The organism is Streptomyces lunalinharesii (assembly GCF_039532155.1).
Classification (GTDB): Bacteria; Actinomycetota; Actinomycetes; order Streptomycetales; family Streptomycetaceae; genus Streptomyces; species Streptomyces lunalinharesii.
The window spans coordinates 18133-41037 of record NZ_BAAARK010000021.1 but is presented as its reverse complement, the minus strand read 5'-3'; the positions used below and the strand labels follow the sequence as shown (position 1 = coordinate 41037).

The 22905-nt window shown below is 67.3% G+C and carries 19 protein-coding genes and 1 pseudogene; 12 read left to right on the top strand and 8 right to left on the bottom strand.

What is annotated here, in order from left to right:
- Positions 1–375: 375 nt before the first annotated feature.
- From ABD385_RS27230 to ABD385_RS27200, 7 genes are all read left to right on the top strand, one after another.
- A complete protein-coding gene (locus tag ABD385_RS27230) occupies positions 376–1302 on the top strand; it encodes a DUF2637 domain-containing protein (RefSeq protein ID WP_344580944.1) in 927 nt (308 codons plus the stop codon).
- 397 nt (positions 1303–1699) lie between these two features.
- The gene (locus ABD385_RS27225; RefSeq protein ID WP_344580941.1) at positions 1700–2260 is read left to right on the top strand and encodes a MobC family plasmid mobilization relaxosome protein; all 561 of its coding nucleotides are present in this window, start codon (positions 1700–1702) and stop codon (positions 2258–2260) included.
- Positions 2257–3972 carry a relaxase/mobilization nuclease domain-containing protein gene (locus ABD385_RS27220; protein WP_344580938.1) on the top strand — a complete coding sequence of 572 codons (1716 nt, stop codon included), beginning with the start codon at positions 2257–2259 and terminating at the stop codon, positions 3970–3972. The genes ABD385_RS27225 and ABD385_RS27220 overlap by 4 nt, the downstream gene beginning before the upstream one ends.
- Before the next feature lie 241 nt (positions 3973–4213).
- Positions 4214–4531 (top strand): WXG100 family type VII secretion target, encoded by a 318-nt coding sequence (locus tag ABD385_RS27215; protein ID WP_344580935.1) that lies wholly within the window; start codon positions 4214–4216, stop codon positions 4529–4531.
- Entirely contained in the window at positions 4531–5838 is a 1308-nt protein-coding gene (locus ABD385_RS27210) for a WXG100-like domain-containing protein (protein ID WP_344580933.1), read from the top strand. Before ABD385_RS27215 ends, ABD385_RS27210 begins: the two co-directional genes overlap by 1 nt.
- A gap of 6 nt (positions 5839–5844) precedes the next feature.
- The gene (locus tag ABD385_RS27205) at positions 5845–6375 is read left to right on the top strand and encodes an SMI1/KNR4 family protein (RefSeq protein WP_344580931.1); all 531 of its coding nucleotides are present in this window, start codon (positions 5845–5847) and stop codon (positions 6373–6375) included.
- Positions 6376–6664: 289 nt separating this feature from the next.
- Entirely contained in the window at positions 6665–7522 is an 858-nt protein-coding gene (locus ABD385_RS27200; RefSeq protein ID WP_344580929.1) for a hypothetical protein, read from the top strand.
- Here the strand turns inward: ABD385_RS27200 and ABD385_RS27195 are convergent.
- The 4 genes from ABD385_RS27195 to ABD385_RS27180 form a co-directional block, all read right to left on the bottom strand.
- Positions 7510–8370, bottom strand: a complete 861-nt coding sequence (locus tag ABD385_RS27195; protein WP_344580926.1) for an aldo/keto reductase — start codon at positions 8368–8370, stop codon at positions 7510–7512. The two genes, ABD385_RS27200 and ABD385_RS27195, sit on opposite strands and share 13 nt — an antisense overlap.
- Positions 8304–9515, bottom strand: a complete 1212-nt coding sequence (locus tag ABD385_RS27190; RefSeq protein ID WP_344580924.1) for a JmjC domain-containing protein — start codon at positions 9513–9515, stop codon at positions 8304–8306. The genes ABD385_RS27195 and ABD385_RS27190 overlap by 67 nt, the downstream gene beginning before the upstream one ends.
- Positions 9516–9601: 86 nt before the next feature.
- Positions 9602–9763, bottom strand: a complete 162-nt coding sequence (locus ABD385_RS27185) for a hypothetical protein (protein ID WP_018386185.1) — start codon at positions 9761–9763, stop codon at positions 9602–9604.
- 800 nt (positions 9764–10563) lie between these two features.
- Positions 10564–11256 (bottom strand): HAD family hydrolase, encoded by a 693-nt coding sequence (locus tag ABD385_RS27180; protein WP_344580921.1) that lies wholly within the window; start codon positions 11254–11256, stop codon positions 10564–10566.
- Between the two features lie 94 nt (positions 11257–11350).
- Here ABD385_RS27180 and ABD385_RS27175 point away from each other — a divergent pair, with 94 nt between their 5' ends.
- Positions 11351–12124, top strand: a complete 774-nt coding sequence (locus tag ABD385_RS27175) for an XRE family transcriptional regulator (RefSeq protein ID WP_344580919.1) — start codon at positions 11351–11353, stop codon at positions 12122–12124.
- Complete coding sequence (locus ABD385_RS27170; RefSeq protein ID WP_344580917.1) at positions 12111–12578, top strand: NUDIX hydrolase; 468 nt, start codon at positions 12111–12113, stop codon at positions 12576–12578. Before ABD385_RS27175 ends, ABD385_RS27170 begins: the two co-directional genes overlap by 14 nt.
- Here ABD385_RS27170 and ABD385_RS27165 read toward each other — a convergent pair.
- The 4 genes and pseudogenes from ABD385_RS27165 to ABD385_RS27155 all read right to left on the bottom strand — a co-directional run bounded on the left by ABD385_RS27165 (position 12566) and on the right by ABD385_RS27155 (position 18615).
- Positions 12566–13141, bottom strand: coding sequence for an HD domain-containing protein (locus ABD385_RS27165; protein WP_344581134.1), 576 nt, complete (start codon positions 13139–13141; stop codon positions 12566–12568). The two genes, ABD385_RS27170 and ABD385_RS27165, sit on opposite strands and share 13 nt — an antisense overlap.
- 242 nt (positions 13142–13383) lie before the next feature.
- A pseudogene (locus ABD385_RS41375) lies at positions 13384–13677 on the bottom strand (M48 metallopeptidase family protein).
- Positions 13678–14029: 352 nt separating this feature from the next.
- On the bottom strand, positions 14030–16066 hold the full coding sequence (locus tag ABD385_RS27160; protein WP_344580915.1) for an N-6 DNA methylase: 2037 nt from the start codon (positions 16064–16066) through the stop codon (positions 14030–14032).
- Positions 16063–18615: a DEAD/DEAH box helicase family protein gene (locus ABD385_RS27155; protein ID WP_344580913.1), complete on the bottom strand. Its 2553-nt coding sequence runs from the start codon at positions 18613–18615 to the stop codon at positions 16063–16065. The genes ABD385_RS27160 and ABD385_RS27155 overlap by 4 nt, the downstream gene beginning before the upstream one ends.
- 544 nt (positions 18616–19159) lie before the next feature.
- On the opposite strand from ABD385_RS27155, the gene ABD385_RS27150 reads away from it, so the two are divergent.
- The 3 genes from ABD385_RS27150 to ABD385_RS27140 all read left to right on the top strand — a co-directional run bounded on the left by ABD385_RS27150 (position 19160) and on the right by ABD385_RS27140 (position 22891).
- Entirely contained in the window at positions 19160–20083 is a 924-nt protein-coding gene (locus ABD385_RS27150; protein WP_344580910.1) for a glycerophosphodiester phosphodiesterase, read from the top strand.
- Between the two features lie 423 nt (positions 20084–20506).
- A complete protein-coding gene (locus tag ABD385_RS27145; protein WP_344580907.1) occupies positions 20507–21799 on the top strand; it encodes an acyltransferase family protein in 1293 nt (430 codons plus the stop codon).
- 264 nt (positions 21800–22063) lie between these two features.
- Positions 22064–22891, top strand: a complete 828-nt coding sequence (locus tag ABD385_RS27140; protein ID WP_344580905.1) for an arylamine N-acetyltransferase family protein — start codon at positions 22064–22066, stop codon at positions 22889–22891.
- Positions 22892–22905 lie beyond the last annotated feature (14 nt).

The window sequence follows — 22905 nt, the reverse complement described above, 5'->3', positions numbered from 1 at the left end:
AGGTCAAACGGCATACGGCCAAGACGGCAACCGGGGCCAAGACGGCAACGCGATCATGACCGGCGCGCTGCCCCCTCCAGATGCTGCCCACATCCGTCTTGTGCCGTCCTGAGCGTCCGTGCCGTATCGCCCCAGGTCACAGCTCTGTCTGCCGGGACGGTAGACGCAACACCACCGTCCCGGCAGACAGAGCCACCACGCGAGGGAGGCTCAGGCACGACGACCCTCCTGAGCCTCCCGCGCGACAGGGCTGAAGACGGCGACAGCACCCGCCAGGACGGAAGGCCGAGGCCGCTGCCGTACCCGCCCTGACCTGCGCTTGCAACGGCCAAGACGGCAAAGACGCACCACACCACGCCCCCAGGAGAACCCCGCTTGACCACCCATGCGATCCCCCATCCACCACACCACCAGTCGCCGGGCAACCGGCCCGACGAAGGGCAGCCGGCGACGCCCAACCACGCCGCCGAGCGGTACGCGCTCATCGCGGCGGGAGCTGTCATCGCCGCTCTCACTGCCGGAGCGTTCTGGCTCTCCTACGCGCACCTGGCCGAGGTCGCGGGCCAGCACGGCCTGGGAATTTCACCGGTCCGCCGCTGGGCCTGGCCCGCCACCTTGGACGCGTTCATCGTCGCTGGCGAACTGCTCATGCTCCGCGCGGGCCTACGCCGGGTCACCGATGGTTGGGCCATCGCCCTGACCGCGACTGGGGCAGTCGGATCCATCGCGCTCAACGTGGCCGGGGCCAGCGGCACGAGCAACGCGAGCACCGTGCCCCTGCTCGACTACGTGGTCGCCGCAGTGCCACCGACCGCCGCGCTGTTGGCCTTCGGCGTGCTGATGCGGCAGATCCACCAACTCGTCGACCGCCCCACCGCCCACCTGGACTCCGCGCCCATGCAGGCGCCGATCCCACCGGTCAACGCTTCTGTCCAGCTGCCCGCCCCTGTCGAGGGCCGGCGCCAGGGTGACGGGGCAATGGAGCATCCGGACCCCGATCGTCTAGCCGCCGCCCCAGCCCCTCGGAGCGGCGAGGCCCCCAGCATGGACGCGGAACCAACCGGAGTACGGCCTCGGTGTACCGGGCGCCCGCAGGACATCTCCGATGACGAGATACGAGCCATCGCCCGCGAGGTGATGGCCCGGACGGGAACCGCCTCCCCCACAGAGGTCGGGGACGAGATCAGGAACCACCGGCGCCGCAAGGTCAGCAACGCCCGAGTGAAGAAGGTCTGCGACGACCTAAACGCCGAGAAAGCCGAGCCCGGCAAAGCCCCCACGTCCGGTATCAGCACCGGCTGACGAGCCCAGAACGGCGCCTTTCGGTGGCGCCGGAAGTACTTCCGGCGCCACCGAAACCCCGACGGCCACACACCGAACCCATCAGAGCCCGCGGCCCGCCAACTGGTCACCGCCCCGTTCGGCGCCGCCTATCCACACCTGTGGACCAGCGATGACTGCCCGCACTCCACCCGGCCTTCCCGCCGACCCGCCTGCCCTCCCTGCCTCATCCGGAGAACCGCCCATGACGCACGACCCGCACCACCCCGAGGACGCCCCCGACGAGCCGCTGCAGCTGAGGGATTCCCCTACGCTGATGGACCGTCTACGGCGTGCGTTCGGACGGGTTGCCCCTGGCGGAGCCAGTAGTACCCCGAGTCCGACTCAAGGCCGGTCTTCGGGGGTCTCCGCCCCAGGGGTGGCGGAGACGGCCCAGCGCCAGGGGGCGCAGAACCAGGAGGTCGGGGCCGAGGGCGGCCCCGACCCGGACACGCTCCACGCTGTCCAGCGCGAGATCCTCCGCCCCTCCCGTGTCACCGAAACCGCCGCCGGCGAGCCCACCATGAAGAGCGCTCAGCCCACCATCCGCCGCTTCACCGGCACCAAACGCACCGTCCGTGTCGGCCCCATGCTCTTCACCGGTAACGAGGACGTCCGCCTCCAGGAGACAGTCGCCGAGCACGGCTACAAGGGCAAGTCCGGCTTCGCCGCCGACGTCGTCCTCGCCTTCGTCTCCGGCCAGTTCACCGCCAACCTGCCGTTGTCCGAGGACCGACGCCGCACACACATGTTCCGCGCCCAGGTCCTGCGCCAGCTCAACCGCATTGGCGTCAACGTCAACCAGATCGCCCGCGCCCTCAACAGCGACTACACCCCACCCGATATCCGCCAGCGCCTCGACGAACTCCACCACCTGCTGGAACTGATAGCCCAGGCCCTGCGCCAGCCCGCCATCCCGGAAGAGGAGGTCTCCGCATGATCGCCGCTATCAAGCGACCGGGTTCCAAGACCCGCGGTCTGCTCGCCTACCTCTACGGACCCGGCCGCGCCGACGAACACCTCGACCCGCACATCGTCGCCGGCTTCGCGATGCTCGGGATGCCCGACCCCGGCCGCGATGAGAACGCCACCCTCACCGAACTCGCCCACTACCTCGACCAGCCGGTACGCCTCCGCAACAGCGAGTTCGGCAAGAAGATCACCGACCACGTCTGGCACTGCCCTGTCCGCGCAGCCCCCGAAGACCGCTACCTCTCCGACGCCGAATGGGGCGAGATCGCCCAGCGCATCGTGGCCGCCGCCGGCATCGCCCCCGAAGGCGACGACCTGGCCTGCCGCTGGATCGCCGTCCGCCACGCTGACGACCACATCCACATCCTCGCCACCACCGTCCGCGAAGACGGCCACCGCCCCAAACTCCACGACAGCGGCATCCGCGTCGGCGACGAATGCCGCGAGATCGAGAAGGACTACGGACTGCGCCGCCTGAAGAAGGGCGACCGCACCGGCACACGCCGGCCCACCCAGGCCGAGATGCACAAGGCCGAACGCCTCGGCTGGGAGCAGCCTGCCCAGCAGTGGCTCGAAGAGCGCATCCGCGCCGCCATCCCGCACGTCACCGACGCCGAGGAACTCCTCACCTACCTCGAAGCCGACGGCGTCCTGCTCCAGGTCAAGCGCGGCCCGTCCGGCGACCCCCTCGGCTACGCCGCAGGCCGTCCCGGCGACCTCAACGGCCAACAGGAACAGATCTTCCATCCCGGCGGCAGGATCTCCCCCGACCTCTCCCTGCCCAAGCTGAAGAAGCGGCTGGAGACCGTCACGCCGGAGGAACACCCCACCGCCCGCCGCAACCGGCCCACCACCCTCTGGCACACGGCAACCGACGCCCTCGACATACTCCACGCCGACCTTGCCGACGACGTACACGCCCAAGCGCACATCGCCGCCCTCGGCGAACTGATCGAAGCCACCGCCCAAAAGGCACCCGACAACCTGCGGAGGGAACTCCACTCCGCCTCAAAGGCGTTCGCCCGAGCCGAGCGCTCCCAAATCCGGGCGGAAGACCGGGCAGCCCACGCCCTGCGAAGCGCCGCACGCGACATCGCTTACACCGCCACCGGCCCCGACGGCAGCGCCCTCGCTGCCCTGCTCGCGAGCATCGTCTGGGCCGTAATCGTCGCCGAACGCTGGCACGAAGCGAAGCACCACGCTCACCAGGCCGACGCCGCCCGCAAAGCAGTCCAGCACCTCCAGGCCGCAGCCGACCGTGCCCTGACACCCGTACTCACCGAACTCGAAGCCCGCACGCCCAAGCAGCGAGCCCGCCACGTCCACGCCAGCGACGTACGAGCGGCAGTCCCCGACCACGCCGAGCGGATCCTCACCGACCCCAGCTGGCCGGCCCTCGCCACCGTCCTCGCCGACGCCGAAGCCCGCGGCCACACACCCCACCAACTCCTCAAGGAAGCAGCTGCCCAACGCGAACTGGACACTGCTCGCCAGCCCGCCCGCGTCCTGATCACTCGTATCGAGCACACGAGCCGTAACTCAGTACCCAACCGCCGCGCGGAAGCCGCCCGCCGACGCTCGACCACGACGGCCTCGCTGTCGCCCAGTGGGCCCGACGTCGCCCAGGCAACGGCGGCAGCCCCGGCACCGACCGAGCAGCAGCACCGCCCTCGCCGATAGCTGCCCAACGCGTCCTCACTCGTTTCAGACCATCGATGAATCGGCCCCCTACCGCCATCCGGCTGGCAGGGGCCGCAATCTCACCCCGAACCCGCCAGCCGGGCAGCGCTGCCGCGTGGCTGAAAAGTGTTCTGACCAGGCGGATTGTCAGTGCCGTATGTCAGGGTCGCTACGTGTGAGACGGAGGTCCTGACAGCGGATCGCGCCTATTACGACAGCAGGGCCAAGGGGGAGGCACAGCATGGCCGGCGACGGCTTTGACGTAGACACCGACCAACTCAATACCGCTGCTCCGACGTTCCACCGGGAGGCCGTCGCCCTGGAACGGGCGACTGCCAAGCTCCGGGGGGCGCTCGACGGCCTGGGGGAGCCGTGGGGAAGTGACGAACAGGGCAAGAAGTTCGAGCACGTCTACGCCCCGCACCGGGCGGAGATCGAGAAGGCTGCCACGGCCCTGGCCAAGGGCCTGTCCAGCATCACCAAGGCCATGAACGACATGGCAGCCAACCATGAGGAGGCGGATCGGTCTGCCAAGTCCGGCTTTAAGGGGGACGCGTAGTGGGTGCCGCCGATAAGGCCAAGGAGATCGTCCAGGACTTAACCGGGATGTGGTGGCCGGAGGGCGACGAGGACGAACTCCGGGAGGCCGCCCGCGCCTGGCGGACCTTCGCCGACGATGTAGAGGACTGCACGGCGGACTGCCACAAGAAGGCCCAGGACGTCATCGACAACAACAAGGGCGCCGGCATCGAGGCGTTCGGCGCCTTCTGGAAGAAGTACCACGGCGGCGGCAAGGGCTACCTCGACGACGTCGCCACCGCCGCGCGGGACATGGCCAAGGCGCTGGACAAGTTCGCTGACCAGATCGCCGAGGCGAAGAAGAAGATCGAACATGAACTGGAGATCGCCGGCGCGGTCTTGGTCGCCGGAACGGCGCTGGCCATCTTCACCGGTGGCCTCAGCGAGGTGGCCGCCGCCGGTGCCACCGAGGCGATCGTCGCCGCTGCCAGTACGGCAGGCGTGGCCGTCTCTGCAACCGTCGCCGAGATCGCCGGCACCGTGCTGGCAACGGCCGCCATCGGCAGCATCGGGTCGATCACGGTGGACGTGGTCGTCGCCCAGGGCGGCCGGAACCTGCTCGGGGACCAGCGCGGAATCAACGTCGCCGAGATCAAGGACGCCGGCGTGTCCGGCATGCTCATGGGCGGTGCCGCAGGCGGAGCCGCCCGCGGCGTCAAGGTGGTGGTGGACGCCGGCGGCGTCAAGAACGTCCTGCGCAACATGAAGCTGGACGGCTTGGGGCACCTCAACATCTCACTCCCCAACCTCCAAATATCGATGCCCAACCTGGCCGGCCCACGCCTGGCGATGGCTGGCGAAGGTCCCGTCGGTCCGACCGGCCAGCCGCTGATGCGCAGCTTCGAGCGCGGGGGAGGGGGAGGCCGGGCACCGCAAAAGCCAATTCCGCCGTATGCCAAGCCACTGGACAACATGGGTCGAGCCACTGGCGTCGAAACGAGGATCACGCAAGACATGCTCGACACCGGCACCAAGGCATCCCGGCGGATGCAGCCCCCAGGCTGGGGAGGAGAAGCGGCCGGTCACACGCGCGGACACCTCCTGGCCCGATCACTCGGGGGAGACGGCCGCTCTGAGGCCAACATCGTGATCATGCACAAGACAGCGAACAACGAGGTGATGGAAAAGCTCGAAGAGCAAATCTATGAAACCGTGAAGCAGCGCGGGAGTGTGGACTATTCAGCTGCACCGGTCTACGCCAACCCGGGAGACGTCATTCCTACGGGCGTCCACGTCAGAGCCATCGGCCCTGGCCTGCACATCGACCAGACCATCATCAACAAGTAGGCGGCCATGACTGATCTCGAACTCCTGGCATCGTTCCCCGCAACTGGCGAAGCGGGACCGGTCATCAACGACTGGGAGGCCGCCGAGGAGACCCTGGGCACCACCTTTCCGCCTGCGTTCAAAACGTTTCTCGAAGCGTTCGGCGGCGCGAAGTTCGACGACTTCCTGCGCGTGTATCGGGCAGGTGCCGAGAACGAATACGCCGACCTGGTAGCGAACACCGTCACGGCGCGGCACACCATGGAGGTGACGCGGGACGCGATCCGGGAACTACTGGCAGAGCGCGCTGTGAAGCCATCGCAGCTGATTTGCTGGGGCGGCACGGACAACGCGGACATGTGCTTCCTGGTGCCGCACGAGGATCCGGAGCAGTGGGCCGTCCTCACTGTCATCGGCCGCGGCAGGGAGTACGACCTGTACGAAGGCCCGGTGGAGAGCTACCTGCTGCGGATCCTTCGGGGCGACATCGTGAGCGAGGTCTTCCCGGACGACTTCCCCGACGAGGAGCCCAGTTACGAGCGCAACCCGTGGGTCTAGCGAGTACAGCGACGCGCCTTCGATCCGGCACCCGGCCGGGATCGGAGGCGCCGTGGTCTTTGCCGCAACCGTGACGAGCGCAAGCGCACCGCTGTCACAGCACCAAACGGCGCCCGAATCGTTGTCTTCGGGATGCCTGGTGGCACGTGAGCTACAACCGCCTCACCGCCTGATCTCGCTAAGGCGTCCAGCCAGGGCCAGCTATCAACCTCGTCCCGGGCTGCACGACGAGAAGCGGGCCCGCAGGCCCAATTTCTTGCTAGTTTCGGTCCGTTGCCAAGGAGGTCCAGTGTCGTCTTCCCTGTCCACCACAGCCCCAGCGGATCTGCGAATTGAACCCGTTGACGGTGTGCTCGACGAGGTCGAGCGTGCCCTTCAAACGCAGTTGGACAGAGGGACGCTGGTGCGCAAGCGGCGGTCGCTGGGGGCGCGTACAGACCGTGGCACGTGGGTGCGGGTTGAGCGGCGTCGCTTCGACAAGATCGGTAGCCAAGGCTGGAACGGCACCGAATGCGCTGCCCTCCTGGAGGGAGTGGCCAAGCCGCAGTGGCACCGAGGTGCCGCTTGGAGACAGCCCGGGGAAGCTGTGATGTGGCGGGCCGACGAGACGGACCTCCTGCCCGGAGCGCCGATCGGCAGCAGTGTCCTGGCCACCGACCCCGTGCTGTCGGATCAGTGGTGGCAGGCGTTCAATGCGTCGCTGGACGCCCTGGCCGAGCAGCACACGAGCCGCGTCGCCACGCCGGACACCGTGATGATCACGCAGAGCGGTGTCGCCGAGGCGATCCACCGCTTTCTCCCCGGTGGAGTCGACACGACGGTGGAACGGTGGCTGCCAGCCCACGCGGATCTCAACTGGGCGAACATGACGGGGCCGGAGTTCTGCCTGTTCGACTGGGAGGACTGGGGCGTGGCCCCTCAAGGGCTGGATGCCGCGTCGTTGTGGGGCAACTCCCTCGCCGTCCCAGCTCTGGCCGAGCGCGTCCGCCACGAGAGGCGCCGCGATCTGGAGAGCCGGGACGGCAAGCTGATGACCTTGTTCGTCTGCGCGAGGATCATGGCCCCGGACGCCCACCCCGAGGACCCTCGCCTTGGCCCCGCACGTGTCATGGCTGCGCAGGTCGCGGAGGAGCTTCAGAGTGGCTGACGATCTCGCTGTTCACGGAGAAGGCGCCGGTAGGCACTGAGGTTGTCTGCGTTGGCCTCGTATCGCATGGCGTCGACGAGTTCCCGGAGGTGCGAGGGGTTATCCGTACCGACGGCGACCCTTCCAACCCGCGGCAGCCAGTAGGCCACACGGAACGCGGCATGCACGGCCGACAGGCCGTCGTGTGGTTCCTGGATGAACACCCGTGGGTCCAGCTCGTTCCATAGCGATTGCGTAGTACTGCCCCCGAAGGGGCTCATGCCCCAGAGCTGGTCCGGGACGAGGTCCCAGCGGGCCGTCAACGCTTCGGAGGCTTCCAGGACATCGATTCCGGCGAGGAGTCCCGCACGGACCATGACAGCGTCGGGTCTGGGCAGGGTGGCATCCACGAGACCGGGCAATGGGCGGGGGTCCCATGAGGAGATGCCCCAGCCTCCGCACAGTCCCTTGGCCGCTGCACTCTCCACGGCAGCGCACGCCGTACCGAGCCTGTCCTGGGCGGCTGCCGAGGAGCCGGTCAGCGACCGCTCTGGATTGTGGAGGAACACCAGATCCGGGGCACGACCCAAGTCACGGTTGCTCTGCTCCACGGCTTCCCGGAGACGAGCGGGATCGAGGGAGTGCTCGGCTCGGCCGGCGGCCGGAAAGAAACCGACCTTGGTGGAGATCTTGAAGTGGGGGAGGAGGCCGCTTCCAGTGGCTGCCAAGGCGGCGTGGGCCGAAAACCCGTGGTAGTTGAAGCTGGTGTCGATCGCGTCGACACCGAGTTCCAGGGCGCTCGTCAGAATCCGGCGCTCGTAGCGAGACCGGTGTAGCCCGAGAACAATTCGGGGGTAACACTCGCGCACAGCTCCTCCTCCACAAGGATCTTCGCCAGTGCTTCCACCTCGGCGCCCACCAGCGGACCAGCCTCGTCCAGCCGCACGGGATGGCCGCTCAGGAGCAAGCGGAGCCCAGGGAGGGCCTTGGCCGCGAAGGTGAGCTTCTTGCCCGCGGCCACCACGTCGACAGTCTGCCCGTCCTGCGTGATCACGGGCGGGAACTCGCTGACGCACGCCACGGCTTCAAGCGGGCCGAAGATGTCAAGGAACGGGACATGGCGCCCGGGAGGAGCTTCCTGCTCACGGAGCCGAAGGAACTCTGCCGGGCCGCGGGCGTCGATGAGCTGGGAGGCCGCGGCGGTCAGCGCCAGCCGCTGGTCCTGCTGCTCATCGGGGCTGCCCCAGCGATCGAGGTCGTGGCGGAACACCTCCTCCTGCCGGGACCAGTCGGCGAGCCAGGTTAGCCAGCTCACGGCGGTGCGTTTGGCGAAGCCGAAGGTCACGTGGGTGCTATGGCCGCCGCCTCGGCCTACGCGGGTGGCGGCATGCCAGTAGCCACGGGGGATGTGCATCACATCTCCGGTCCTCATGGTGCCGGTCCACACGATCTCTTCGCTTGGGGTGCTGTTCCGCTCAGCATCCCGGAACATCGGTACGGGACGGGAGGCGCCGCGCACTTCCCACTGTTTCTCGCCGGCGAGCTGCACGATGAGGACGTCGTGGTCGTCCCAGTGCAGGTCGAAGCCGGACGCGTCGTTCGTGGTCAGGTAGACGTTCGCCTGCACGTGCTCCCGGGACCACCACTGCATGGCCCGGCATGCCACTTCCATCGTGGGGTCGAAGACGTTCGACTGGTCCAGGACCAGCGTCGCCCCCTCGCGTAGCAGGCTGCCCACGCGGCGCATGTCCGCTATCGGTATCGCTTGCCCCCGCGGCGTGACTTGCCGGTTCAGATAGGCATCGGGGTGCAGCTCCTCACCGCCCTTGAAGAGCCGGAACTGCGGGCTGGCCAAGCTCCGGCGCATGACCATGTCGAGCAGCCGCGAAGGCGTGAGCAGTCTCTCCACGACTTCGCGGTCGCTGATGCTTCCGCGGGCGAACTCACTCCCGAGAGGGGCGGGGCCATCCCACCCAAGTGCCTCTTCGACAGCGCGGACCAAACGGTGCTCCACGATTCGCTTCTCCCTCCTTGCGTCAGACACGGGACCTGGGAGGCGGAGGGGCCGCCTACGCTGCCCCTCCGCCAGATAACTGGCGGCTACGCCGCGTGGTTCAGCCCGTCTCCGCCGGGCCAGGGGCCGTCACCCGACGAGCCCTGCCCGGGGTCGGAGGCGTTGCTGTCGTGCCGGTCATGGACGCTCGTGAGGACTTCCACGGCGACCAGGAGGCCCGCCTCGACGGAGGGCTTCTTGTCTTCCACTTCGTGCTCCTTCCTCTACCGGTCTCCCGCCGGTTCCGGCGGGACGTCTATGGCGTGCGGAGGTGCTCGTGATGTGGGCGGGGACTTGCCCGTGGGTGCAAGGTGCCGCGGCAGAGAGCGACGTCGAAGGCAGGGTGCCGTAGCGCAGCAGCGCTCAGTGCCGGCGCAGGAATCCGCCGCGCGCTCGGTGCCTACCTTCGCGGTGGCCGCCCGACGGCTCTGCTTCAGGTGGAACTTCGACTTGCGCGGACCCCGCCGACCCATCGCTGAGAAGGATGGACTGCCAGACCTGGTCCTGAAGTATCCGGATGCACGGCCCGCAGGCGTACATCGGCGCCTGGGCGCCGGCCACGCTCACGGGGCCGATCCACAAGACCCGAGTCCACTGCTGGCCGCAGTAGAGCCAGCAGTAACCATCGACCCACCGGTTGCCGTCATCGGTGGACGCCGCGGCCGGCAAGCCGCCGCGAGCGAAGTCGGCGATGCCAGGGACCACCCTGTACGGCATGGCTAGTTCCAGAAGCACGACGCGACCCCCGGGATCAGTTGGAAAGGGCGGCCACGGCGCTTTGGTCCACAGCATGCCGGAGCCGCGTGCCGTGGAACCAGTTCCAGTACCCGACGTTGCAGCAGTGCGGCAGCTCTACGCACAGCATCCGGATCTTGCGTATCGAGGTGTCTTGCCCGATCACGAATGAGCCCCCTTGGCCTTTTCTCTGGTTGGAAACCCGATGGTGGCCGAGCAGGCAGGGACCGCATCACCCCTTACGCGGACGCCTTCGAAGACGTCCTGGGACCTTTCAGCGCGCCGCGAAGCTCTCCAGAATCCGCAGTAGCTGCGCCGTATCCGACAGATCAGGTAGCACCACATCCGCGCCGGCCGCAGCCAGCTCTTCGGGGCTGTGAACCCCTGAGGCAATCGCGACGATTCCGGAGCCCGTGGCAAGAGCGGCCTCGACGTCCCGGGGCGTGTCTCCCACAAGCACCACGGGCACGTCATCCGGTACTCCGCGGAGGTGTTGAGCCCGCTCCCTGGCAACACCTACAAGGTCGGGGCGCTGCTCCGCATCAGCCCCGTAGGCCCCAACAGGCAAGTCCAGTAAGGGATCGAGGTGAAAGGCTGACAGCTTTACGCGTGCGTTGGCGGCGATGTTGCCCGTCAGCACCGAGGAGATCCAGCCGTCCTGTGCCGACGCCGCTTTGAGCGTCTCGCGCACTCCCGGCAGCACGGTCCCGCGCTCACCGAGAACCTCAAGGCGCTCTTCACCGGCACGGGCGAGGGCGGCCTCGACGACGGCCCAGTCCGGCTCGGACAGGCCATGGCGCACGAACAGTTCCCGCATGATCAGGCGATCCGTTCGCCCCTCTGTCCGCGCCGGCCCGGTGGGTGGGTCTCCCACCAAGGCCGAGAACGCTGCGGCGTAGATCTCCTTGCTCACCCCGGCGTTCTCGATGAGCGTGTGGTCGATGTCCCACAGGACGATGAGCTCCATGCCGTCAGAATAGGGATCGGCCAAATCCGCGGCTCCTGAGAACGTCCCGAAACGTCCTTGCCGGATCACGGCCGCCTCGACTTCCATGACATCCGTGAACGAGCGACTGCACTCCGTACTCGCCCAGCGTGGTGTCTCACCCGAGTCGCTCGCCGAAGTCTGCAAAGTGGACCCCAAGACCGTCGGCCGCTGGCTCGGCGGGCGCGTCCCTCACCGCCGGCACCGCTTCAGCGTGGCGCAGCACCTGCGCGTGGAGGAGACGTTCCTGTGGCCCACCCCGCCCCCACACGGCAGCCGACCTGACGCCGGATTGGGTACCGAGCTTGTCGGCACCTACCAGAACCGGGCCAGTGTTCCGCGAGACATGTGGCTCCAACTGCTGGCGGAGGCCCAGGAGCAGATCTGCGTACTCGTCTTCTCCGGGACCTTCTTCGCCCAGTCCAATCCCCATGTCGCCAAGATGCTCGCCGAGCGCGCAGCCGCCGGCGTCCGGGTACGTCTGTGCTTCGGCGACCCGGGTGGTCAGGCGGTCGCCGTACGGGGCCGCGAGGAAGGCATCGGCGACACCCTCGCAGCCAAGATCCGCGCCTCCCTGACCTACTACCGCCCCCTACTCCCCGAGGCAGGGTGCGACGTGCGGCTGCACGACACCACGCTGTACGCCTCCCTGTTCCGCTACGACGACAACCTGCTGGTCAACCCACACGTGTGGGGCCAGCCCGCCAGCGCCAATCCACTCCTCCACCTCAAGCGGGCTGACGCCACAGGGTGGTTCGACAACTACGCTCAAAGCTTTGAAGCAGTCTGGGCCAGCGCACGGCCCTGGACTCCCGACCAGGAGGGCACGGCCACCCATGGGCAGGACTGAGTACTACAACGACCCCACCGCACCGAAGGCGAACACCCTCATCCCCGCCAGCAATCTGCTCGTCGTCGACGACGACGGCGCGATCCTGCTTCAGCGACGTCGCGACACCGGCCAGTGGGCCCTGCCCGGCGGCGCCCAGGACATCGGGGAGACCGCGGCTCAGTGCGCGGTGCGCGAATGCCTGGAGGAGACCGGCATCGTCGCCGAGATCACCGGCTTCCTCGGCGTCTACACCAACCCCCACCACATCGTGGCCTACACCGACGGCGAGATCCGCCAGCAGTACGAGAACACCTACATCGGCAGCCCGGTTAGCGGTGAGCCCACCATCAACGACGAGGCCGACGGCGTCCGCTTCATCCAGCCCGCGGACCTCGACCAGTACGACATCCACCCCAGCATGCGCCAACAGATCGGCGACTACCTCGCTGGCACCTACCCCTACCTCGGCTGAGCCACCAACGCCGCATCCACCCGCTCCACTGCGGCGAAGATCTCCGGCGCCGCCCGACGGATAAACCGTCCCACGACACTGTCCGCCCCATAGCGGCCCACGATTTCCGCCACCCGCTCCCGGGCAGTTGTCGATTCCCCGTCGGGTGTTGTCGTCATGTCGCAATAGACCAGCGCATCCACCAGCAGCGGCTCCTCCAACAACGGGAACTCCGCCTCCAGCACCTCACGCAGTCCGCGCTCCTCGGCCTCCAGCAACGCGAACGAGTGGTTCGCCACCAACCGCACCAGCCGCTCATCGGCACCATGCTCATCACGGAGGAAGCGGGCACCGTCGAGCGGATGGAACCCCGTTGTCGCCAGGCGAGGCGCGTAGCCAACATCGTGAAGCGTGGCGGCAGCTACCAGCAGGGTGGTGTCCTCGCCGAGCATCTGCTCAAGATCGTCCGCGCGACGTGCGACCCCTATGGAGTGTGCCCACCGCCGAGGAAGCGCCGCACTGAGCTCGGCCTCTGCTACGCGCATCGCGCGGTCGACCGTCCATGTATCCATGACTGGGTTCATGCCCAAGGTATGCATGTAGCAGTCGATAGAGCTGGTCACCGGGGGCTCGCTGTAATGCGGTTCGAGCACCCGGGCCTGGATGGCACACGCTCGGCGGTCGCAGTGTCGATTCACAGGTGTCTCTGCCGTCCTTGGCGCGGACGCGGCTGGCGGCTATGAACTGCGCGCAATTCGTCCACATGTCAGGGAGTGCGGGTGGCTCCGAGTGGGCACTCTCCGATAGTCGGTAACGTCGATTCGCTTCATCGCCCTTCTTCTGGCAGCCACAATTCGGGACCAATTCGGCGGAGGCGTTCTCGCCGATCTTGATAGCCGGGCACCGCTACTTCCACCAGTCGCCAGAATTCCGGCCTGCGGTCGCGTCGGTGCAGGTGAGCTAGCTCGTGCACAAGGATCTAGTCGATCAGAGTGGGCGGCAATTGCATGGTGGCCCAATGGATGTTGACGCGCCCGTCACGAGAGCACGACCCCCACCGGTAGCCCAGGGGCTGCACCAGCGCCACTGGAGGCCGCGGGCTCCTCCTGACCCAAGCCATGGCCAACCGCTGGGGCCATTACCAGCCGGGGCCGCAGCCAGGAAAGATCGTCTGGACAGAGGTTCCCGCTCACCACAGCACCGTCTTCAGCGAGCCAGGCGCTGGTGGCCGGCAGGCCGACCCAATGGGAGGACTGATATCACCACAGCCGTGTCCGCACAGCCACAGGTCATCTCAACCATCAGCTGAGACCTCCAACGAACCCTGGGCGGTTTACACTGAGCCGCCCAGGGGTTCTGGTCCAGTCGCCGATCCGCCACTGATGTGACGAGTGTGGGGCAGACCGCGTGAGTGGTCGCCGCAAGTCCGGGGGTGGACCGGCTAGCCGAGACATCCTGGAGGTTGGTCGACATCAGTCCAGGGAGGGGTTGGCCTCGCCCGTTCGCTCGTCTGGCTCCTCACGCGGGCTGAATACTGCCGCTTCGAAGGCGGCCAGAGCTCCGACGGATGTCACGGGCAACTCGCGCAGGTGACGGCGAACCGAAGCGAAGGAACTGATGAGTGCTGACCATGCCTCAGCATCACCCGGCAATGGCACCGTGACTCGCTGAAGGCCATCGATGTATAGACGCCGTCGTACCGCTCCGCGACTCTGGCGCTCAATCTCTGCTCTCCCCTGCTCACTCTTGAGGTACATGAGCAGGTACTCGGCATCAAATGGTGCATCTTCCGTGAGCCGGAAAACCGCATAGTCAGGGCTGACCCAGCCAGCCTCCTCCTCCCGGCGACAGAGCGCGATCGAGCCGACGTTGACACGCATGGGGTTGTAGACGAAGTCGCCAGGTCGGAGTTCGCGATAGCGACTGGTGTCGCTGGCGGGCTTACCCTTGAAGGCTGCCAGCCCGCCGGAATTGCTCACACCAACGAAGCGGTCCGGTGTCTTACCGCCTGCTCGCACGCCGGTTTCCACGACGAAGTTCCCGATGGGGATGGCCTCCTGAAGCGGATAGTCGTGCAGCTCGGCGTGCGCCTTGACGAGCGTCTCGGTGAGCTCGCTCAGGATGCTGAGTCGCGCCTGCAGTTCTTCCAGCTGCTCGCCTGCCGTCTCTGCCCCAGTGACCTGCGATGTGTTCGGCCAGGGAATGTCGAGGTCGAAGCCGCTCTCGACGAGCGTTTCGTAAGACACCTCCCAGGAGTACTCATCCGGCTCGCCTGCGACCAGCCAGTGCTCGACGCCCTTGAGGACCTCTCGAGTCAGTGGGTTGGTCTTGCTGTAGGAGCGCTTCCCTGGCGGGGACGGCACCTGGTAATACCGAATAGACTCGGTGCGTCCACTCTTGGCGAAGAAGATGAGATTAGTGCGAATGTCTGCGGCCGCCGGGAAGACCCCAGTGGGCAGACGCACAATAGCCGTCACATTGAATTCGTTGATCAGGCGACGGCGCACGGTCGAGAACGCCGTCTCGGTGCGGTACAGGATGCCGTCCGGGAGGACGATTGCGGACCGACCGCCATCGCGCAGTTTGGCCATGCAGTGCTGGAGGAAGAGCAGTTCGGTAGCGGCAGCCTTACTCGGGAAGTTCTGCTGAACCTGAGGGTTCTCGTTGCCACCAAACGGCGGATTCGTCAGAATGACGTCGACTTGGTCGCTCGGGTTTACGTTACGGATGTCCTGTTCAAGCGTGTTCCGCCGGATGATTTGCGGGTCCTCAACGCCGTGAAGGATCAGATTCATGGTACCGACGAGCGCGGCAATCTCGCCGGACTCTTGGCCGTAGATTGTCCCAGAGTTGAATTGTTCGCGTTGCTCTGTCGTCTTGGTCGACGGCGCGATATGCTCGGCGCTCGCGACAAGGAAGCCAGCCGAGCCGCAGCAGGGGTCGTAAACCTTTTCGCCGAGCTTCGGGTTGACGCAACGCACCATGGTCTCAACGACCGGCCGTGGCGTGTAGAACTCCCCCGACCATCCGGCGTCGGCCGTCTGCGCCAGGAGCCACTCGTAGATGACGCTCATGGAGTGGTGGTTGTCCAGAGCGTGGAAGTCGATCGAGTCGACGATGGCAATGACTTCCTTGAGCGAATAGCCCGACTTCATGACCGTGCGGACCTCGGCGAAGATCGCGGCGAAGCGCTCTGCCCGAGAACTACCGGACAACTCGCGGAGATACGGGAGCAGATCGTCAGTGACGAAGTCGATGAGGTCGTCGCCAGAAAGTTTCGAGTCTCTGGCCCAGGTGCCCCAGCGGTACTCGTCCTCGATAAGTGGCTTATAGACAGTGTCGTCGATCTCGGCGACCATCTCGCGATTCTCTTCAAGCGAGTCGAAGACCTTCAGGAAGAGCAACCAGGTAAGTTGCTCAAGGTACTTCAGGGCGTTCTTGGTGTTGTCGTCGGCCCGCATCTTATCGGATGCCGACTTGATCTTGGCCTGGAGTTCGGAGAGCGTCATGTGTTGCTTTCGGGCTCGAAGAGGGCGCGCGGGATAGCCGCGAGGAAAGAGGCAACCTTCGCTGGTCCACCGAGGAGTGACGTTACCCCGAGGACGCCACCCCAGCAGGCTGCGAACGGTGGCAGACGGAAGAGTTCGCTACTGGCGATCTCTGCCACACCTCCCAAACGGAACTTGTCCAGCACGGCAGAGACGAAGTTGTCGGGGAGCTCGGGGAACTCTGTAACCAGCAGCGGCTCAGCTGCGGTGGCCCGGGCCGAGAGACTCACCGGCTCGAAGTCGAACCCGACGCGGGCGAGTAGGTCGAAGCCGTCAACATCAGGGCGTCCCAGCACCAGCGACAGTAGTTCGGGAGTCACCTGCCGCATGCCGAGGTATTCGCTGAGTTCGGCGCGCTTGTTCTTGTCGACCCAGGCGTTCCGGAGTTCGTCGAGAGAGCCGACTCGCTCGAGGACCGTGGCTTTTGCTCGCTCGAGGTACTCGTTGCTCTGGATGACGTTGCCGTTACCGAGGTCTAGCTCCACCTCTTCGGCGATCGCCACGTCGACGCCGGAGATCCTAAGCCTGTGATCGATCTGCGAAGGCATGCGCAGGGCTACCTCCAGCTCGGTGGCTTCGGCTTCGGTCGTGTCGACGCGCAGGTGCCGACGGGTGTATCCCCTGCTGGTCACGAAGACGTCAACGACCGTGCCAGGCAGCTCCTCGATCCGGAACGCGCCGCTGCCGTCGGCCCGAGCTTCAGCGAGCAGGCGTCCAGCCAGACGAACGGAGACTGAGGCGTCGGCGATTAGCGCGCCTGTCTCATCGTCCATGACGACCCCGGCCACGACCAGCTGACCTTCCATCGGACCAGTGACCGGGGGCGACGTGGGCAGATCCCAGTCGTCGAAGAGACGCGTGGCGTTGGTGTAGTCAATGATCCGGAAGTACGTCTTGTCGGTGATCGGATCGACCCGGCTTCCCCGCCCGATAATCTGCTTGAACATCGTGACGGAGCTGATGGGCCGCATGAAGACGATGTTGCGTACCGAGGGTGCGTTCACGCCAGTTGAGAGCAGGTCGACGGTGGTGACGACAACCGGTTCGCTGGTGGAGGCCAACTGGAATTGCTCTAGGATGGCTCCGGCGTCCCGTTCCTCGCTGACGATCCGGGCGGCGAAGAGGTTCTTCCCAGTCTCGGATCCGAGCAGGTCCTGCATCTCGCTGCGCACCAGGTCGGCGTGCTCCATGGTGACGCAGAAGACTATGGTCTTGTCGAGCGCGCCGTTCGTCCGCAGCACGCCAGCCAGGTGCTGGCACAGCACACGGGTCCGGTCGGGTACCACAATGGCCCGCTCAAACTCGCGCATCTCGTAGGCATCCCGAGGCGTGGTGCCCTCCGGGACAACGAGCTCGGCACCGCGCTCGACCTCCTCCTGGATGACCAGGCTTTCGTCGACGGTGGTCTTGACCCTGAGTACTTTGTAGGTCGCGAGATACCCGTCGTCGATGCCGCGACCGAGGGAGTATTCGAAGATGGGGCGTGGGATGCCCTCCTCATCCAGATTTTCGCCAGCGAAGAATGCGTAGGTGTCGATAGAGTCGTCCTGTTTTGGCGTTGCGGTCATGCCCAGGTGGAAGGCGTCCGAAAAGTACTCCAAGATCGCACCCCAGTCCCCATAGCCGCTGCGGTGGCACTCATCGACGATGACAATGTCGAAATAGCCCTTGGGGTAGCGCTCAAAGACCTTTCCGCCGCCGGGGGCGTCGGCATAGAGCGTCTGGTAGATGGCAAAGTGAACATCACGGGCCAATGGGATGTTGGGGCCGGACACCACTCCACGTCGTTCCCCCAGCCCGCCGAACTCGTTGTATGCCTGATCACGTAGGCTGACCCGGTCAGCAATGAACAGGATGCGTCGGGCGTAGCCGGTGGCCAGCAGTTTGTAGGCGAAGTTGAAGGCGATGAACGTCTTGCCGGTGCCGGTGGCCAGTGAGAGTAGCGCGCGGTGGCGACCCGTGAGGGCCTGCTCGATCGCGGCCGAGACCGCATGCTCCTGGTAGTAGCGCATGGCTGGCGCACCGGGAAGCGCAAAGGCTGGCTGTAGGAGTGGATTTGGCACCTGGTCGCCGCCGTGACCCGTGACCGTCGTACCGCGCCACGTTGCTCCGGCCTCGAAGCGCTGGCGGAGCTCGTCGGGAGTCGGGAAGGCATGGAGCTGTCGCACCTGTCCCGTGCGCAGGTCTTGCTCGACGATGCCGTGCCCGTTAGTCGAGTAGGCGAACGGCGCAGCCAGATCGGCGGCGTACGCCAGCGCCTGCTGGAGGCCGGCGCCTTCGGCGTGCGACTCGTCCTTGGCCTCGACGACGGCGAGTATGCAGCCACGCGGCTCGGTGCGCAGAACGTAGTCAACGAATTGCGGTCTATCGCGTACGGTCTGGTCGCCGAGCAGACGCAGCTTGCCCGGGCGGTACAGGTACTCCTCAGCGACCAACCCGTTTGCCCATCCGGCAGCCGCCAGAAGCGGGTCGATCAGCTGGAGGCGGGTCTCCTTCTCATTCAAGCTCACCGGCCTAGTTTGTCAGCAGGGCCCGACACTGGAGGGTGAAATCGAACGTCACGGGTCAGGGGGCGGAAGATATTGGCCTGCTGGGGTGTCCGCTGCGTGAGCGCTGCGTGAGCGGACTGGGCGGCACCGGGGCGGATCAGGCGTCACGCCGATCAAGGTCGCAAGTCTCTGATCAGCGGAAACGGGATTCGGTGGCACCGCCTGGCACCACCTTGGACGACCTTGCACCCCCTCGTAATGCGTAGGTCTCGGGTTCGAATCCCGAAGGCGGCTCCGCTGGGACCCAGGTCAGAGATTCTCTGACCTGGGTTTTTTGTTGTGTCCGGGGGAGGGGCGGGGCACGGATGGGGGGCTGGTTGGTGAGGGGTTGGGGAGGGCGCTGACCTGCGGAAAAGGGGGGGCGGCGGGGTGGGGGCCGGGGTGCCGGGGTGGCGCGGGTGCCGGGATGGGGGCAGGGTCGGGAGGCAGGGCCGGCAACGAGGCCCTAGGGGGCGTACCTGACGCAGACGGCGGCGTCTGCGGCCGAGCGACCGGGAGGCCCCGCATGGTTCGACGATCGGTGCGGGTCCGCGGGGTGGTGTGGCTCCGGCGGCCGTTGCGGGTGGCGTCGGGAGCGCTCGCGTCCGTCGTCACGCTGACCGTGGCGTCGTCCGCGCTGGCGTCCGGCCCGGACGGACAGCAACTCGCCACCCGCGGCGGGAAGGTCGTGAGCCTCCAGGCCGGGGGCAGCGCGCCGTTCGTGATCGCCCACCGGGGTGCGTCCCGGTACGCGCCGGAGAACACCCTCGCGGCGGTCGACGCCGCGTACCGGCGGGGGTTGGTGTGGGTCGAGAACGACGTGCAGCGGACCAAGGACGGTCGGCTGATCGTGCTGCACGACACCACCCTCAATCGGACCACCAATGCCGCGAAGGTGTTCCCGGGGCGGGCGCCGTGGCGGGTGGGGGACTTCACCGCGGCGGAGATCGCGCGGCTGGACGCCGGGAGTTGGTTCGGGAAGCGGTTCGCGGGGGAGCACGTGCCCACGCTCGCGGACTACCTGCGCAGGTTGGACCGGCATCGGCAGGGTCTGCTGCTGGAACTCAAGGCGCCCGAGCGGTATCCGGGAATCGAGCGCCAGACGCTTCGCGAACTCCGGTCGCTGGGTTGGCTGGACGCCGCGCACCTCACCAACCGGCTGGTGATCCAGAGCTTCTGCGTGCGGTGCGTGAAGCGGGTGCACAAGCTGATGCCCGAGGTGCGTACGGGGATCCTGGGGCGGCCGTCGCTGAGCAAGCTCCGGCGTTATGCGCGCTTCGCCGACCAGATCAACCCCCGTATGTCCGACGTTGGTTCTCGGTGGGCGCGGGTGGTGCACGGGCTGCACGGGCCGCACGGACGGCGGTTGGAGATCTACGCCTGGGACGTGGGGGCGCAGGCGAGCGTGCGGGCGGTGCGGGGGCGGGGCGTGGAAGGCGTAATCGACTGACCGATCGACGGGTCGCCCGCTCCGGGGAGGGGGCGGCGGCGGTGCGCGGGCGCGGCGGTGGGGCGGGATGCGGGCGCGAATCGTTGCGGACGTGGTGAGTTGTTCGGGGGTGGGTGATTTTTTCGTGTGTGTCGGAGTTGCGGCGGCTCGTCCGAGGGGTGCGGGTGTAGTCTCCCGCCCGTGTTTTGCGCTGTTTCGTCCACATTCAGTGAAGGTGCCGTGAAGGGGTGCGGCTCCACAGGCGGCCCCGGCCGGGCGGGATTTACGGGATTCCGCTGGCGCGGCTAAGGTGCCAGGGATGTTCGACGCCACGCTCCCCGCAATTCAACTAAGACGCTGGATTTGGCCTGTGGGTTCCGTTTCGGGGCCCGGTTTTTCGCCGCCGCATCCGGCTCCTCCGACAGGCGCGTTCCGGGAGGGCCCTTGACGAACGAGTTTCCGGCGTACGGCGAGCGGCGGGTACCGCTTCCCGCGCCGCGGCAGATGCCGAAGGACGCACCACCTGCCGCGGGCGCTCCTACCGGGGCGGACGGGGCGGGCGTGGCGACGGCCACGGCCACCCTCGCCCCGGTCACGCCGTCGCAGAAGGACGCCGACGCCGGCGGTGCCCCAAGCGGCCGGCGGCACGCCAAGGGACGCGCGGCCCGGGGCACGGCCGCCACCGGTCGGCCGACGGGCGACGGCGCTCCGGCCAAGACCCGCGATGCGTTCTTCGACAACGCGAAGTACCTGGCCATCGTGCTGGTGGCGATGGGGCACGCCTGGGAGCCGCTGCGCGACGGCAGCCGGTCGGCGGCGGCGCTCTACATCACCGTCTACGCCTTCCACATGCCGGCGTTCATCATCATCTCCGGCTATTTCTCGCGCAGTTTCGACATGCGCAAGGACCGGCTCCAGCGGTTGATCACCGGCGTCGCGGTCCCGTACGTCCTCTTCGAGGTCGCCTACACCTTCTTCAAGCGCTGGGCGGACGACGATCCCGGGTACCCGATCACCCTGTTGCAGCCGTGGTACCTGACGTGGTTCCTGATCGCGCTCTTCATCTGGCGGCTCACCACGCCGCTGTGGAAGATCGTGCGTTGGCCGCTGCCGCTCGCGCTGACCATCGCGGTCCTGGCGGCCGTCTCGCCGGAGATCGGCGACGACCTGAACCTCCAGCGGGTGCTGCAGTTCCTGCCGTTCTTCGTCGTGGGACTCACCCTGCGGCCGGAGCACTTCCAGCTCGTGCGCCGCCGGGCGGTGCGGATCGCCGCCCTGCCGGTGGTCGCCGGTGCGCTGGTCTTCGCCTACTGGGCCGCGCCGCGGATGAACGCCGCGTGGTTCTACCACCGCGACAGCGCGCAGGAACTGGGCGCTCCCTGGTGGAGCGGCGTGGTGATGACGCTGGCGATGTTCGGCTGCTCGCTGGTGCTGGTGGCCTGCTTCTTCGCCTGGGTGCCGGGCCGCCGGACGTGGTTCACGGCGCTGGGCGCGGGCACCCTCTACGGCTACCTGCTGCACGGGTTCCTCGCCAAGGGCTCGCGCTTCTGGCACTGGTACGACAACGACTGGCTGCACACGCCGTGGGGGCAGGTGCTGCTGACCCTGATCGCGGGCACCCTCGTCACGCTGCTGTGCACGCCGCCGGTGCAGCGGATCTTCCGGTTCGCCATGGAACCCAAGATGACCTGGGCGTTCAAGCCCGACGCGGTGGGGACGGCGCGCCAGCGTCGGTGAGGTCGGTGATGTCGGGGCGGGGAGGGCCGGGGTGCGGCCGAGGGTCCGTCGGCCGGTCGGCCGGGACGGGCCGGCGGTCCGTCGCCCCGGCCCTCGCGCACTTCGGCCCTGGGCCGCCCCGCCCCCCGTTCCTCGGTTCGGGGCCCAGGTCCGGCCGCTGCCGGCTGTCGTCCCGGCAGCCGATACGGCCCTGAACAAGTGTCCCCTAAGCTCCCTTGCGGCTCCCCCGCAGGGAGAACGCCGTGACGAAGGGGGAGAGACACCATGACCGGATCCACGTGGGGCGGCGAGCAACTCGATCTAAACGCCTACCTGGCGCGCATCGGCTACGCGGGCGACCGCCGGCCGACCCTGGAGACACTGCGGGCGCTGCACGCCGCGCACGGCGCCGCCATCGGTTTCGAGAACGTGGAGATCGTGCTGGGCCGCCCGATCCTGCTCGACCTGGAGGCGCTCCAGGCCAAGATGGTGCGGCAGCGGCGCGGTGGCTACTGCTACGAGCAGAACCTCCTCTACGCGGCCGCCCTGGAACGCCTCGGCTTCCAGGTCTCCGGGCTCGGCGCCCGGATCCGGATGGGCGAGGACAAGGTCCGCGCGGTCACCCACGCCCTGCTGAAGGTGGAGCTGGCCGGCACGGAGTGGATCACTGACGTCGGTTTCGGCGGTGAGGCGCTGCTGGCCCCGCTCCCGTTGCGGGACGGCGTCGAGGAGGCACAGGGCGCCTGGACCTTCGGCCTCGTGTACGAGAAGGAGTCCGAGGCGTGGGTGCTGCGGTCGCGGCACGCGGACGGGTGGTTCGACCTGTACGCCTTCGGGACCGAGCAGCGTTTCCCGGCCGACTACGCCGTCTTCAACCACTACATATCGACACACCCACGGTCGCCGTTCACCGGCAAGATCGTGGTGCAGAAGCCGGGCTCCGAGCTGCGCCGCACGCTGGTCGGACGGGAGCTGACGCTGACCCGGCCGGACTGGTCCCGGGAGGTGCGGGAGGCCGCTCCGGAGGAGATCCCGGGCCTGTTGGACACCGCATTCGGGATCACGCTGTCCGCGGCGGACGCGGAGGCGCTGGTGGCGACGTACGGGGAGTGAGGCGGGGAGCCGGG